Origin of the sequence: Planktothrix pseudagardhii (assembly GCF_904830925.1) — a bacterium.
GTDB lineage: Bacteria > Cyanobacteriota > Cyanobacteriia > Cyanobacteriales > Microcoleaceae > Planktothrix > Planktothrix tepida.
Genome location: NZ_LR882967.1, coordinates 3041261 through 3056950, shown reverse-complemented (window position 1 = coordinate 3056950; position 15690 = coordinate 3041261). Strand labels below are relative to the sequence as shown.

12 protein-coding genes are annotated in these 15690 nt (G+C 40.2%); 10 read left to right on the top strand and 2 right to left on the bottom strand.

All coding sequences use genetic code 11. From position 1 onward, the window contains the following. Positions 1 to 154 precede the first annotated feature (154 nt). The 3 genes from NMK36_RS12895 (at position 155) to NMK36_RS12885 (ending at position 2764) form a co-directional block, all read left to right on the top strand. Entirely contained in the window at positions 155 to 1120 is a 966-nt protein-coding gene (locus NMK36_RS12895) for a heme o synthase (RefSeq protein ID WP_072721310.1), read from the top strand. A 221-nt stretch (positions 1121 to 1341) separates the two neighbouring features. Continuing rightward, a complete protein-coding gene (locus tag NMK36_RS12890) occupies positions 1342 to 2187 on the top strand; it encodes a M48 family metallopeptidase (protein ID WP_254173899.1) in 846 nt (281 codons plus the stop codon). Between the two features lie 31 nt (positions 2188 to 2218). Next, positions 2219 to 2764, top strand: coding sequence for a DUF456 domain-containing protein (locus NMK36_RS12885; RefSeq protein WP_254173898.1), 546 nt, complete (start codon positions 2219 to 2221; stop codon positions 2762 to 2764). A gap of 71 nt (positions 2765 to 2835) precedes the next feature. Here the strand turns inward: NMK36_RS12885 and NMK36_RS12880 are convergent, their stop codons facing one another. Beyond that, the gene (locus NMK36_RS12880; protein ID WP_083580151.1) at positions 2836 to 3606 is read right to left on the bottom strand and encodes an LmeA family phospholipid-binding protein; all 771 of its coding nucleotides are present in this window, start codon (positions 3604 to 3606) and stop codon (positions 2836 to 2838) included. 151 nt (positions 3607 to 3757) lie between these two features. On the opposite strand from NMK36_RS12880, the gene NMK36_RS12875 reads away from it, so the two are divergent. Both NMK36_RS12875 and NMK36_RS12870 read left to right on the top strand, forming a co-directional pair. Beyond that, positions 3758 to 4552: a pseudouridine synthase gene (locus NMK36_RS12875; RefSeq protein WP_072721313.1), complete on the top strand. Its 795-nt coding sequence runs from the start codon at positions 3758 to 3760 to the stop codon at positions 4550 to 4552. Positions 4553 to 4558: 6 nt separating this feature from the next. Next, complete coding sequence (locus NMK36_RS12870) at positions 4559 to 5461, top strand: helix-turn-helix domain-containing protein (protein ID WP_072722304.1); 903 nt, start codon at positions 4559 to 4561, stop codon at positions 5459 to 5461. A gap of 37 nt (positions 5462 to 5498) precedes the next feature. Here the strand turns inward: NMK36_RS12870 and malQ are convergent, their stop codons facing one another. Further along, positions 5499 to 7010 (bottom strand): 4-alpha-glucanotransferase, encoded by a 1512-nt coding sequence (malQ, locus tag NMK36_RS12865; RefSeq protein ID WP_072721314.1) that lies wholly within the window; start codon positions 7008 to 7010, stop codon positions 5499 to 5501. A gap of 529 nt (positions 7011 to 7539) precedes the next feature. Between malQ and NMK36_RS12860 the strand changes: the two genes are divergently transcribed. The 5 genes from NMK36_RS12860 to NMK36_RS12840 all read left to right on the top strand — a co-directional run bounded on the left by NMK36_RS12860 (position 7540) and on the right by NMK36_RS12840 (position 15616). Beyond that, positions 7540 to 8175 carry a TMEM165/GDT1 family protein gene (locus NMK36_RS12860; RefSeq protein WP_072721318.1) on the top strand — a complete coding sequence of 212 codons (636 nt, stop codon included), beginning with the start codon at positions 7540 to 7542 and terminating at the stop codon, positions 8173 to 8175. Between the two features lie 72 nt (positions 8176 to 8247). Further along, positions 8248 to 9714, top strand: a complete 1467-nt coding sequence (zds, locus tag NMK36_RS12855; RefSeq protein WP_072721320.1) for a 9,9'-di-cis-zeta-carotene desaturase — start codon at positions 8248 to 8250, stop codon at positions 9712 to 9714. 122 nt (positions 9715 to 9836) lie between these two features. Then, positions 9837 to 10289 (top strand): SRPBCC family protein, encoded by a 453-nt coding sequence (locus NMK36_RS12850; RefSeq protein ID WP_072721321.1) that lies wholly within the window; start codon positions 9837 to 9839, stop codon positions 10287 to 10289. A gap of 283 nt (positions 10290 to 10572) precedes the next feature. Further along, positions 10573 to 11010 (top strand): DUF4079 domain-containing protein, encoded by a 438-nt coding sequence (locus NMK36_RS12845; protein ID WP_072721323.1) that lies wholly within the window; start codon positions 10573 to 10575, stop codon positions 11008 to 11010. Positions 11011 to 11347: 337 nt separating this feature from the next. Beyond that, positions 11348 to 15616 carry a response regulator gene (locus tag NMK36_RS12840; protein WP_254173897.1) on the top strand — a complete coding sequence of 1423 codons (4269 nt, stop codon included), beginning with the start codon at positions 11348 to 11350 and terminating at the stop codon, positions 15614 to 15616. Positions 15617 to 15690 lie beyond the last annotated feature (74 nt).

Here is a 15690-nt window from a genome sequence, read left to right as displayed (position 1 = left end):
TCATCATTTTTACTGAATATTCAATAAAAATTCACCATTAACAATTAACAGCCAACTTTTCACTAATGACTGATAACTGATAACTAATAACTGATAACTGATAACTAATAACTGATAACTGATAACTGTCAACAAATTTTATAGGTCAGAATTCATGCAAGAAGTGATTCAAACTAACGTCTCCCGACACCATGATAATGTTTTACAAGTGGTGCAAAGTTATTATCAACTGACGAAACCCAGGATTATTCTGTTGTTGTTAATTACAACGGCTGCTGGAATGTGGTTAGCCGCCAAAGGAGAAGTTGATCCATTATTGTTATTGGTAACATTAACCGGAGGGGCTTTAGCGTCAGGTTCTGCCAATACCATTAACTGTTTGTATGACCGAGATATTGATTACATTATGGAACGGACTCGTTGGCGTCCGCTTCCATCGGGTCGGGTTAAACCCGTAGATGCTTTGATTTTTGCCATCGCTCTTGCTATTGCTTCCTTTACGTTACTCACCGTTTTTGCGAATTTGTTAACGGCGTTATTAGCGTTATCAGGAATTGTTTTTTATGTCCTGATCTACACCCATTGGTTAAAACGTCATAGCGTTCAAAATATTGTGATTGGAGGGGCGGCTGGAGCAATTCCTCCATTAGTGGGATGGGCTGCTGTTACGGGAGATTTAAGTTGGTCTGCTTGGCTTTTATTTGCCATTATTTTTCTATGGACACCGCCTCATTTTTGGGCGTTAGCCATGATGATTCGAGATGAATATAAGGAAGTCGGAGTTCCGATGTTACCTGTGATTGAAGGGGATGAAATTACTGCTCAACAAATCTGGATTTATAGCTTAATTTTGGTTCCTTCTACCTTATTGTTGGTTTATCCCTTGCATACGAGTGGTTTTGTTTATGCTGCGATCGCCTTAATTTTAGGCGGTATTTTCTTACAAAAAGCATGGCAATTATTACAATCTCCCTCGGAACGAAATACGGCTCGTTCATTGTTTAAATATTCCATTCTCTATTTAATGCTGTTGTGTGCCGGAATGGTGGTTGATAGTTTACCCGTGACCCAAAATATGGTGATGGCGGTCAGTGAATCTTTGCCTTTAGGATTCCTGTAAAATTCCCTAACCCCTAAAACTAGAAATTGCCCGCACCCTGCGGGCTTTCAATTTTTTAAATCAAATTTTTATTAACCTAAATTTTTCAAATATGTATCTATCTTTTGATATATTTTTAATAAAAAATCATCCAAATTATCTCTATTATTCAAAATAATAATTATGCAGCCAAATTCCTTAAAAATGTGCTATTATCCCAGATAAGTGTTGAGATATTTTCCGTGCAAAGACTTTTATTGCGTCTGTTTATCGGAATTTTATTTGCTCTATTTGGGTTAGTTAGTTATTGCACCAATGTTGAGAAAAACCCCATCACGGGGGAAGTTCAACGAGTTAGTCTTTCTCCGAGGCAAGAAGTTGTTTTAGGACTCAAATCCAGAGGACAACTGGCGCAGCAATATGGGGGTTTATATCCCGATCCCAGGTTACAAAATTATGTTGATGAAGTGGGATTACGGGTGGTAAAACAATCAGCCGCATCCCAAGCATCCTATCCCTTTGATTTTCATCTATTGCGTGATCCCAAAACCATTAATGCTTTTGCGTTACCAGGGGGACAAATCTTTATAACTCTGGCTTTGTTTAATCGTCTGAACTCAGAAGCCCAACTCGCAGGAGTCTTTGGCCATGAAGTGGGCCATGTCATTGCCCGACATGGTTCAGAACATCTGGCCCGACAACAGTTAGGGGTCGCGTTAGTCAATGCGGTGGGAATTACAGCCAGTGATAACCCCCAGGATGCTCAACAAGCCGCGATTTTAGCGCAGGCGGTGAATCAATTAGTCAATCTGCGCTATGGTCGAGAAGATGAATTAGAAAGCGATCGCTTAGGATTTCAATTCATGACCCAAGCGGGTTACAACCCCAAGGGATTAGTCGAATTAATGCAGATTTTAGCATCGGCTCGTTCCGGGGGAAACCCTCCAGAATTTCTCAGCACCCATCCTAACCCCGGTAATCGGGTCGAACGACTCCAAGCTATAATTGCTGAAACTTATCCTAATGGGATTCCGGCTAATTTAGATGAAGGACAAGAACGCTTTGCTCAAATTGTGGGTTCTCGCTGATGTCCTTTAAATTTTGATCAGGTGAAGAGATATGAATTATTGGATTCTTTACTGGGTTGTAATTGCAGTAATGGTGGTTGGGGTAATTGGAACCGTTGTGCCTTTATTACCCGGAACCAGTTTAATTTTAGGGGCAATTTTAGTGTGGGGAATTGCTACCAAATTCACGGGCATTGTTTGGCCGATGGTGGCGATATTTGTTATTTTAATTTTAAGTACAATTATTGAATATTTAGCCACTTATTGGGGTGTTCAGCAGTCCGGGGCGAGTAAATGGGCACAGTTTGGGGCAATTATTGGATTAGTCTTGGGAGTATTAGGACTATTACCTGCTTTACCTGTGGGAGGGCCAATTTTGGGGCTTTTATTGGGGCCAATTTTAGGGGCTTTTATTGGGGAATTTCTCTATCAACGGGATCTCAAATTCAGTGAACGAATTAAGCCATCTTTCAAAGCGAGTATTGGGGTTTTCATTGGTTCAATTTTAGGCAATGTTATTGAACTGGTGTTATCAATTATTGCAGTAATTATTTTTGTGGTGACAACTTGGCCGTTAGTTTCGACATTGCAACCGTAAATAGGCAATGGGGAATGGGCAATGGGCAATAATAATGAGTAGAGCCTATGCGGAAATTTCAGCTATGGTAATTAGGGATTAACTTTGAGCGTTGCGTTTATCTCAAGCTTGCCAGGGGATAAAACTAAGTCTTGAATTGTAATATCTGATCCCAAATCAATGGTATGATGACTAAATTGAAACTCCGTATTCAGGGTGTGAATTTTAACTTGAGGTTGGACAAACCTGAGTTCATGGGAACTGGCAAGTTCTAATCCGGTTTTTAATTGAAACGGTAATAATTCACCGGAGTCGAAAAGCAGCTTGGCTGTTAAAACTAAATGATCGGTTTCTAGTGCCATTTGGGTATCTTGAATCTGTAGAACCGAGTTAACCCAAGAGTGAGCTTGTTCTGATTGGAGAGCACAGGAATCCATCACTGGGTTTCCCGTCATGGATCTTAACAAAGACAAAACAAACTCGTTTAATGCCTCTGTCAACATCGGGGACTTTAGAGAGGCATTGAGATCAGATTCATTTAATTGAAGATTTCCGGTGACAAAAAAAGCCTCTAAGAGGTGGAGAGATTGACCTTTTAACACTTGAGCTAAGTTAAACCGAATTTCTGAACCCTGTAACTGTACCTGAGTTAGATGTAGCCCTTGGTAAATGGCCTTCTCAGCCGAGACAGAGACTTGAGGAATATGGCCTGATAGTAAAGAACGATTACTCCCCTTGATACTCAATTCTAAGCGATCAATGGTGTCAACTTGCGATCGCAACCAAAGCTGAACTGCCGTTGACAGTAGAGTTCCAATCAACGGTTTACGCGACGCTTGCATCAATCCCATAGCGATTCCCATTCTTGCATCCCCATTATTTCACAGCGAATTCAGATTAATAGTAGGATTAATTGCGGATTACTGTAATATTTGTACATAGTCTTTAGACTTGTGGCACAATTGAGCGTGGTTTTATCACCTTTAGAGCAGTCTACGACGTTCACAAATCAGCATGGATGAAAGGCTACAAAAAATTATGGCTCAATGGGGTATTGCCTCGCGGCGTCATGCGGAAGAAATGATCCAAGCAGGACGGGTGCGAGTCAATGGCAATATTGCTCATCTGGGACAAAAAGCCAATCCAAACCATGATGATATTGAGGTAGATGGGAAACCCATTTACCCTTCCTATCGACCTGTGCCCATCTATTTACTGCTCAATAAACCTTTAGGAGTTGTATCTACTTGTTTAGACCCGAACGGACGACCTTCCGTTTTGGATCTACTTCCCCGTAAAATGCGGGTGGGTGAAGGCATTCATCCGGTTGGGCGGTTGGATATAGATTCTACAGGAGCATTATTGCTGACCAACGATGGAGAATTAACATTTCGTTTAACTCATCCTCGTCATTTTATTCCTAAAACTTATCAAGTCTGGGTTGCTGGAAATCCACCGGATTCAGCATTACAGGCTTGGCGTCAGGGTGTCATGTTAGCAGGAAGAAAAACCCTCCCTGCTCAAGTCCGGTGTATCCAACAAATTCCAGGCCATAAGGCGTTATTAGAAGTGATTTTATACGAAGGTAGAAATCGGCAAATTCGCCGAGTGGCGGAGCAATTGGGCTATCCCGTTGTCAAACTACACCGGACTGCTATTGGTTCAATTCAACTCCACCCCCCTGAACAGCCTGCATTGCCTGAAGGTCAGTATCGTGCTCTGAGTGCATCTGAAATTGAGTTTTTACGAAATCCCACTTCCTCACCATTGGTTAGTGTGCCCATTCACCCTGTAGACAACAAGGAGTAAATGATTATGAAAACTGATTTATTTGTCTTACCGTTTAAAGTCACTAAAAATCCTCGCCAAACGTTTAATTCCTATGACTCTGAATTGGTTCAGAGATTATTAGAAATCGGAGAACAACTACGCGACACTCGTTTGGCTCATTCTTTATCTTTAGATATGGTGGCGGCTTACACCCGAATTCGTTCTCATTTATTACAATCTTTAGAAGAAGGTAGGATAGAGCAGCTACCCGAACCGGTTTATACTCAAGGTTTAATTCGTCGCTATGCTGATGCTTTGGGTTTGAATGGAGAAGAACTCGCGAACTTTTTCCTTCCTGAACCTCCGCAAATGGGAGTAAAATCTAAACTTAGTTTCTTAAGCCTGCCTCAATTAAGACCCACCCATCTTTACCTAACTTATATCCTCTTAATTATTTGTGCCATTAATGGGGTTTCCTATCTCAATAAAACCGCTAATTTTGCAGGTGTATCGGGTGAACAGACTGGCAAAAATCCAACGGAAACTAATCCTCAACTTCGTCAGGCAATGGTTCAAACTCCGACTCAACCCACCAGTCGTTTAGTATCTGCTTCTCCTTCTACAACAACCTCGACGGTAAAACCTGTTGAGAAAGTATCCGAAACAAAACCCTCTGTTACAGCGACAGATGAAAAGGCTGTAGAAGTCGGAATTGTTGTCAAAGATCAATCTTGGGTTTTGATTGAAGTTGATGGCAAAACGGAATTTGAAGGGATGTTAGAGGGGGGAACTCAACGGAGTTGGAAAGCCAAAGATAAAGTTGTTGTTGTAGCTGGAAACGCCGGAGGTGTTCTAGTTACGGTCAATAATGGAGAAGCTAAACGTCTCGGCGAACCCGGTCGTGTAGAAGAAGCCGTTTTCAAAGTCGAAGATTTATCTAAATCTTAAATCAGTAGAGACGCGCCATGGCGCGTCTCTACGCTAATTACTGATTCCGGGGTTGACGACCGTAGGTTTCCGTGAAAAATTTGAGGCGTTCTGCGATTTCTTCGGTTAACATTCCCGGTTGAAAACGCCACGCCCAGTTGCCTTCAGCTTCTCCTGGCATATTCATTTTAGCTTCACTACCTAAGCCTAGAATATCCTGAAGGGGGAAAATGGCTTGATTTGCCACACAGGACATGGCTAACCGAATTAAATCCCAATGAATGCCATAGTCGGAGGTACAGCCTAAATAGCGGGTAACTCTGGCTTGTTCCTGTAAGGTACGACGGTTAAACCAACCAACGGTTGTATCGTTATCATGGGTTCCGGTATAAACGACCCAATTCGCCGAACTGTAATTATAGGGTAAATAGGGATTATCTGGCCCGGAATCAAAGGCAAAATGTAGGATTTTCATTCCAGGGAAACCATATTTATCGCGCAATGCTTCGACTTCTGGGGTAATGATTCCTAAATCTTCCGCAATAATGGGTAATGTGCCTAATTTCTCATTTAATAAGCTGAAAAAGGCATCTCCAGGTGCCTCTATCCAGCGACCATTAATAGCAGTTGTTTCTCCTTGAGCTACCCCCCAATAGGATTCTAAACCGCGAAAATGATCAATCCGAATTAAATCTAAATAGCCTAATAAAGATTCAACTCGTTGTATCCACCAATGGAATCCTTCTTGTTGTAAACGTTCCCAATTATAAACGGGATTTCCCCACAATTGACCCGTCGCACTAAAATAATCCGGGGGTACACCTGCCATTAATGAGGCTTCTCCAGTTTCTCCATCTAAGGAAAAGATTTCAGGATGTGACCAAACATCGGCGCTATCATGGGCGACATAAATCGCTAAATCTCCAAATAGTTGTATGCCTTGTTCGTTCGCATACTGTTTGAGTTTTCCCCATTGTTTAAAGAATTGAAACTGGAGGAATTTATGATAATAAATGGGTTCAGCTAATTTTTCTCCCCATTTGTGTAAAGCTTCCTGTTTTCGTCGGGCAATATCTTCATCCCATTGATTCCAACTTTCCCCATTCAAGGCTTCTTTGAGAGCAATGAAAATTGCATAATCATCTAACCAATAGTTGCTGCGGGAACAAAAATGATTAAATTCTTTTTCTTGTTCAGAGGTGGCATTTTCTTTAAAAACTTTACAGGCTTTTTGAAACAGTTTATCTTTAAAGGGTTTAACCGCATCAAAATTAACAATATGGTGGGGAAATTTAGGGAGATTGGCTAAATCTTCGTCGGTTAATAATTCATCCTCTTTTAAGAGTTCTAAACTAATTAATAAGGGATTTCCAGCAAAAGCCGAATAGGATAAATAAGGAGAATTGCCAAATCCAGTGGGGCCAAGGGGTAACACTTGCCACAATTGTTGGGCACTATTTTTGAGAAAATCAATAAATTGATAGGCGACGGGGCCAATGTCTCCCACGCCAAAAGGGCTCGGTAAGGATGTTGGATGCAGCAAGATACCGCTAGAACGGGGAAATGCCATAAGAATTAAGGATAAAAGGTAATCGCAATGGGTAAGGGATCAAGTGAAGTTGCAGATGGAAAGCAAATCAACATCTGATATCCATCTTTTGATCTTACGACTAAGAGGAAGATCCTGTTCCATAAATTTTATCAAGGGGACGGAAAATTAACGAAAGGTGAGATTTTTTCTGACTTTAGGTAGAAATCTCCTCATTTTTATCTTTTTTGAAGATTTAATTCCGTTTACAGGGATTAATCCCCTCTACCGGATTCAAGATTTATCAGTGAATGACCTGAATCCGAGATTTCTGATTCAGTTGGGATTGTCCCAGCTTAATCCTAGAATAGGCTGTTTAAAAATCAGATTTTAAAGATATTTTTGTAATGATATGAAAATGAAAATATTATGAATTTATTATGATTCATTTATGAAAAAACAAAATTTCAATCGATAAAAATGCTTAAAAATCAATCCGTTTTATGGTAAAATAAAAAAATGGAAGTTTAATGCTCTGCTTTCATTAATTTTGTTTCATTCGATTGAAATCATGCTAACTGCTTTTACTGCCACTCTGTTACTGATTACTATTTCAGAACTTGGAGATAAAACATTTTTTATTGCGGTTATTTTATCATCAAAATATGATAGAAAAATCGTGTTTGCCGGGGTAGTCGCTGCATTAGCAACCATGACCGTTCTTTCCGTTGCTGTGGGACGAATCTTTTCGTTCTTACCGCCAATTTATATTCACTACGCCGAAATTATTTTGTTTGCCTTGTTCGGATTTAAACTTTTATATGATGCCAGTAAAATGGCTCCAGAAGCGGGTAGTAATGATGAACAAGAAGAAGCCTTAGAAGTCGTCAAAAAAGCGGATCAGAAGTTTGTTATTGGAAAAACTAAATGGGGAACTTTATTAGAATCTTTTATATTAACCTTTGCAGCCGAATGGGGCGATCGCACTCAAATTGCGACCATCGCCTTAGCCACTTTTCATAATCCCTATGGAGTGATCCTCGGCGGAATTGTTGGACATACAATTTGTGCGGCAATTGCAGTATTAGGGGGGAAATTAATCGCCGGAAGATTATCAGAACGCACCATTACAGCCATTGGCGGTTGTCTATTTCTGGTTTTCAGTGCGATCGCATTATTTGAAGGCGTCCGAAGCACTCCTGCTTAAGGAATGATTGAATGTACCCGCTTTTTGTTACAATCTGTAAACAAATGGTTAAGGAAAAGGGCAGTCTAACAGATGCGGGTTGCGATCGCAGGAGCAGGTTTAGCAGGCATGGCTACGGCAATAGACCTCGTAGATGCCGGACACGACGTTGAAATTTTTGAATCTCGTCCCTTTGTGGGGGGGAAAGTGAGCAGTTGGATAGACCCCGATGGCAACCATATTGAAATGGGGTTGCACGTCTTTTTCGGCTGCTACTATAACTTATTTGAACTGATGCGAAAGGTGGGGGCCATTGACAACCTCCGGTTAAAAGACCATACCCACATTTTTATTAACCGAGGGGGACAGACCGGAAGTTTAGACTTTCGCTTCATTACCGGGGCGCCCTTTAACGGGTTAAAAGCCTTTTTTACCACCTCCCAACTCTCAGTAATTGATAAACTGCAAAATGCTATTGCGTTAGGAACTAGCCCCATTGTTCGCGGGTTGGTAGACTTTGAAGGAGCGATGAAAATTATCCGCGAATTAGATCGGGTGAGTTTTGCCGACTGGTTTCGCAGTCATGGGGGTTCTGAAGGTAGTTTAAAACGGATGTGGAACCCCATTGCTTATGCGTTAGGATTTATCGATACCGAGAATATTTCTGCTCGGTGTATGTTAACAATTTTTCAATTTTTTGCCGCAAAAACAGAAGCCTCTGTGCTGCGAATGTTGGAAGGATCTCCGGCAGAATATTTGCATAAACCTATTGTCAATTATTTAGAACAACGGGGAGCAAAAATTCATACTCGCCGTCGAGTTCGAGAACTCCAATTTGAGGAAATTGACGGGAAAACCTATGTCACCGGAATGATAGTGGCAAAAGGGGAAACAGAAGAAACCATTATTGCAGATGCTTATGTTTGTGCCGGGGATGTTCCCGGTGTACAAAAAATGATTCCTCCTGCTTGGCGAAAATGGTCAGAATTTGACAAGATTTATAAATTAGAAGCCGTTCCTGTTGCCACTGTTCAACTGCGTTTTGATGGCTGGGTAACGGAATTAAATGATCCTGAAAAACGTCAACAACTGAAAGAAGCAGCAGGGATCGATAATTTATTATATACAGCCGATGCTGATTTCTCCTGTTTTTCCGATTTAGCTTTATCGAGTCCGGCGGATTATTATCGAGAAGGACAGGGATCTTTATTGCAGTTAGTATTAACTCCAGGTGATCCCTTTATTAAACAAAATAATGAAGAAATTGCCCAGCACGTTTTGAAACAAGTTCAGGATTTATTTCCCAGTTCCCGTGAACTAAATATGACTTGGTATAGTGTCGTTAAATTAGCTCAATCTCTCTATCGAGAAGGGCCGGGAATGGATGCCTATCGTCCGAGTCAAAAAACTCCCGTTGCTAATTTCTTTTTAGCGGGAAGTTACACACAACAGGATTATATTGATAGTATGGAAGGGGCAACGATTTCGGGACGACAAGCGGCTAAAGCGATATTAGAAAGTAGCTTTCCTCCTCTTAAACGTTCTCCTGCCGTTGTTTAAAAATTGATCAAGTTAAAGAAACCGGGTTTCTCATCGTTATCTCAGGTAAACTTAAGATTTCTGATTCAGAAACTTGGTTTCTATATTAAGTCTAAAGATAATTTTTACACCGATTCAATATTATGGCTGATTGGTTAGAACATAGTGTTCAAGTTGAAGTTCCTGTCCCCATTGATATCTCTTGGAATTTATGGTCAGATTTGGAACAAATGCCACGTTGGATGAAATGGATTGATTCAGTTACGATTTTAGAGGATAATCCTGATTTATCTCGCTGGAAATTAGCAACGGGTAATTTTGAATTTAGTTGGTTATCTCGAATTTTAAAACAAATTCCCAATCAAATTATTCAATGGGAATCAGTAGATGGTTTACCCAATCGAGGTGCAATTCGATTTTATGATCGACATGGGAGTAGTATTGTTAAATTGACGATTTCTTATGCGATACCCGGAATTTTGGGCCAACTCATGGATAATTTATTTTTGGGGGGTGTGGTAGAGTCTACCATTCAAAAGGATTTAGAACGGTTTCGAGATTATGCTATAGAATCCTATAGTGGTACTTTGAATTAATGTTGAAAGGAGGGAACAGGGAACAGGGAACAGGGAACAGGGAACAGGGAACAGATTTTAATTTTCTAGTTTTTTAATAAGATTAATAATCATTTTACTTTATAACTGTTAATAAAAGGTGTGTGTACTGTGATAGATCACCCTACGGGGGCAATATAGCAATCCCACATCGATTGTAATAATTTAAAACTGATATGAAACAGCCAGAAGTATTATCCCGGTTCCCGGTTCCCGGTTCCTTTTTGAACCCAAATTTTGGATACAAATCAAATAGGATTGCTATATGAATTTACCGTCGTTTTTGTGGCTGTGGAAAATAGCAGCTTGGTCAATGGGATGTTCGGTCTTCGCTTACTTCGTCTTAGCGATGACGGGGGGATGGATGCTGTATTCACGCCACAGTAAACAACCTCGACCCAAGGGACTGAGAACCCTCCATTATTTTGTGGGTGGGGGGATGGTGTGTTTAGTTTTGGCTTTACTGGCCATTGGTTTAGTCGGAACCCTAGGATATTATGGAAGTTTGGGCCATTCGATTCATTTAGCCGCTGGATTAATCGTAGTCAGTTTAGTGTTAGGATCAGCGTGGAGTGCCACCCAAATTAATCCTAAAAATCCTTGGGCGCGATCGCTTCATATTAGTTTGAATATCGGTTTATTTTTTGCCTTTACTGCGGTCTCTTTATCCGGGTGGGTGATTGTCCAGAAATATTTACCTTAATTTGATTCAGCTATTGTGTAACCTCATTGGATCTGGCTTCATTCCCTACACTCGATCTTAACTGTCAGTTTTGAGGTTAACGGTTTTACTCCTGACTGCTGTACAGAACCGGAACAGAGACAGTGATCCGACAGGTTTTAAGAGCATTTCTATCGACTCTAAAAGCCAAGATACAATAAAAGATAGAAATTCTATCCGTGGAACTCCCGTTAAACCCTTTAAACCGGTGTAACTGTTGATGTCCACATCTCCCTAGATCCAAAATCACTGTTTTTAGAGGATGGGTGCAAATACAACCTCGTTAATTGCTCAATAGCACGTCTAAGGTCACACCGCCATGAAATTGCGAAAGAAAACACTGCTCATTATAGGTGCAGCCCTGATTGGGTTAATCGTGGCTATGTATCTTACCGCATCGATGTTGCTGGTGCATGATTTCCGCCATCTGGAAAGTCGGTATGTCCGTCAAGATGTAGTGCGAGCTTTAAATGCGATTAATGATGACTTAGATAGTTTAGATATTATCGCCCAGGATCAAGCCAAATGGGATGATACCTATCGCTTTATTGATGCTCATAACGATCAATATGTGGTTTCTAACTTAGTGGATACCACCTTTACAGATCTGCGACTGAATTTATTTATTTTAATCAATCCTCAAGGAAAAATTGTTTTTAGTAAAGGATTTGATTTGCAACGCCACCAGGAAATACCGATTCCCCCTAGTCTATTTTCCTATCTTACCTTAAATAGCCCCCTTTTAGCTAGTCTCAAACCCTCAAATTTATCACCGATTGCGATTCAAGGCATTATTGTTTTACCCGAAATTCCCTTATTAGTAGTCGCCCGACCGATTTTAACCAGTACCGCATCGGGGCCAAGCCGAGGAGTATTAATTTTAGGTCGGTATTTAACCGGAACAGAAATTGAACGATTAGCTGATATTACTCAACTCTCCTTAACCGTTGAACCCATTACTCAGGGAATAGAAAATCATAATTTTTTATTGTTTCCTCAAACCCAACCTTATACGGAAGACATTATTGCGACCCAAGGCATTCACCTGGAATCTCTGAATACAGAAATAGCGATCGCATCGGTTCCCATTGCGGATTTATCGGGTCAACCGAAATTATTTTTACGGGTTAAAGTTCATCGTCCGATTTATCAACAAGGTCAAACAACCTTAGCTTATTTCACCTTGTTTTTATTTGTAGTTGGGTTAGTTTTTGGAGGGATCACCCTATTATTAATCGAAAAATTAGTGTTATCTCGACTAACTGATTTGAATACTGCGGTTAATGAAATTGGGGAAAGTGGGAATTTAGCCTTAAGAATTGATGTTAATGGACAGGATGAATTATCCAGTTTGGCGGAGGCGATTAATGGAATGTTACAAGCTTTAGCAGATGCTCAATCTCAAGGGCAGGAAAGTGAACAGCGCTATCGTCTCATGGCGGAAAACTCTACAGATATGATTACCCGCCATTCTCCAGAAGGAGTCTTTTTATATGCGTCTCCTGCTTGTCGCACGTTATTAGGATATGAACCGGAAGAATTAGTAGGAAAAGCCTTACCCTATTTCATCCATCCTGATGATTTAGATGTGATTATTAAAGCCTATCGAATTATTTTACAACAGAATGTTATCTACACGATAGAATATCGAATTTGTCATAAAAACGGCGATTATATTTGGTTTGAAACCACCAGTAGTGCCATTCGCAATTCCACCACAGGAAGCGTTCAGGAAATTATTGGGGTATCCCGCGATATTAGCGAACGTAAACAACGAGAACAACAACTTCAAGACAGTGAAGCCTCGATTCGATCCCTGTATCAAATTACGTCCTGTCAAGACTTAAATTTTGAAACACGACTGCAACAAATTTTAGAATTAGGCTGTACTAAATTTGGTTTAGAATATGGTATTTTATCCCAGGTAACACTTGACCCTTCTTCCTTCTCAGAACTGCCGGAAGCAAGAAACTATTTTTATCATATTATTGCCGTTGTTGCTCCCAATGAATCCATTCAAAAGGGACAGATTTATCAATTAGAAGATACCTTTTGTAAAATTACAATTCAATCGAAACAACCCCTTTATTTTGAATCCATTAAATTTTCCGGTTTATCTTTTTGTCCAGCTTATAAAAATTTCCCCATTGAAGCATATATGGGAACTCCGGTGATTGTTGAAGGAGAGGTTTATGGAACCCTCTGTTTTTGGAGTTCTCAACCTTTATCTGACCCTTTTCAAGCGGTGGATCGAGATTTATTAAAATTAATGGCTCAATGGATAGGGGGTGAAATTGAACGTCAAGAAACAGCAACGGCTTTAGCAAAAGCACGGGATCAAGCTTTAGCCGCAACCCGAGCAAAAAGTGAATTTTTAGCCACTATGAGTCATGAAATTCGGACTCCGATGAATGCTGTAATTGGGATGACCGGATTACTTTTGGATACCCCCTTAACCCCCATACAGCAAGATTTTGTAGAAACAATTCGCAGTAGTAGTGATGCGTTATTATGTTTAATTAATGATATTTTAGATTTTTCTAAAATTGAATCAGGAAAGTTAGATTTAGAAAATCATCCCTTTAATTTAAGAACTTGTATTGAAGAATCCCTAGATTTATTAGTAACCAAGGCGGCGAGTAAAAATCTCGATTTAGTTTATTTAATTGATCCGTGTACCCCTAATCAAATTATTGGGGATATGGCAAGATTACGCCAAATTTTAGTCAATCTTTTAAGTAATGCGGTGAAATTTACGGAGTCGGGAGAAGTAGTTGTGTCTGTCACCGCAGAAAAACTGGATGACTCCATCTCGGAAAAAGAAATTAACGCAGAACAATACCCCCATCAAGACAGTTCAATTCGTTATCCCCTTCCTTGTTCTTATTATGAAATTAAAGTGGCTGTTCAGGATACGGGAATTGGCATTTCTCCGACCGGAATGGAACGTCTATTTCAGTCCTTTAGTCAAGTAGATTCTTCAATTAATCGTCAATATGGGGGTACCGGTTTAGGATTAGCGATTAGTAAACGATTAGCTGAACTCATGGGGGGGCAAATGTGGGTCGAAAGTCAAGGCGCAACAGCCGGAGATCCCCCGGCTAATTTTAAACTGGAACAATCTTTAGATTCCTTTTGTTTATTAGAGGGAGAAGGTGGAGATGAGGAGGAAAATAAAACGGAAAAAATCAAAAAAACTCGTAAAGGTTCAACGTTCTATTTTACAGTTTTGGCTCAGTCCTGTTCTAATTTATCTTCTGAATGGTCAACGCTGCATGAATTAGCCGGAAAACGATTATTAATTGTAGATGATAACAGCAGTAGTCGCCAAATGTTAAAGTTACAAACCCAAGCTTGGGGAATGTCAAGCCAAACTGTTAAAAATGGAGCCAGAGCGTTGGAGTTTTTACAGCGCAAACAGTTTGATGTTGCCATTATTGAAATGCAAATGGCGGCTATGGATGGATTAACCTTAGCAAAACAAATTCGTCAATTACCCTCCTGTCAAAATTTACCCTTAATTTTATTAACATCTGTGGGAGGGAAAAACTTAGGGAAATCTAAATCCATTGAAATTGCGGCTTGTTTAAATAAACCGATTAAACAATCCCAACTTTACAACGTTTTAATTAATATTTTAGGAGGCGAACCTTTAGAGGTTCATGTCCAAAGTCAAACTTATTTACATAGTCGAAATCGAGGAACTTTGCGAGCATCCCAGGATATTCCGTTATTAGCCGAGAAGTTACCTTTACGAATTTTATTAGCTGAAGATCATCTGGTTAATCAAAAAGTTGCCTTACAAATTTTACAACGGATGGGATATCGGGCGGATGTCGCTGGAAACGGTTTTGAAGTCTTAGAGGCGTTACGTCGTCAACCTTATGATGTAATTTTGATGGATATGCAAATGCCGGAAATGGATGGGTTAGAAGCGTCCCGTCAGATTCAAAAATTATATGGAAATCCCCAAAAATCTCAAGTGATGCGACCTCGAATTATTGCGGTAACGGCAAATGCTATGGAAAGCGATCGCAATGAATGTATTAATGCAGGTATGGATGATTATATTAGTAAGCCAATTCGCATGGAACAGTTGATCCAAGTTTTAAGTAAATGTCAACCGCTTCAAGAACTTGCCGTTACCTTAGACTCAGAAATAACCAACTATAAAACATCAAATGGAGTTTTAAATTCCCCCTATCCTTTAACGCTCATCAGTCCCACCCCCCCCATTTTAGATAATAAAGTGTTACAGGGTTTAAGGGAAGTAGAAGCTTTAGAAGAAGTGATTGAGATTTACTTTGATACGGCCCCGGAATTGTTAGAAGCGATCGCCGTTGCAATTGCTAATCTGGATGCTCAGGAATTACAACCAGCGGCTCATTCTTTAAAATCGATTAGTGGGACTCTCGGTGCTTTCAACTTATCAGAACAATGTCAAAAATTAGAACTCCTCGCTCGTCACTGTAATCAAGCTCAAAATCTCTTACCCCAAAGTGAAAGTGAAACAATTTATGCCCAAATTGGAATCGAGTTTGAGAAAGTCAAAATTGCCTTACAAGAGCAATTAAGCCGGAATCTATAAACGACCCACACTTGTGTTTGAGCAAAAGTGCAGGTTTCAGTACGTTAGCCTAGAGTGCTATAACAAGCCCATTG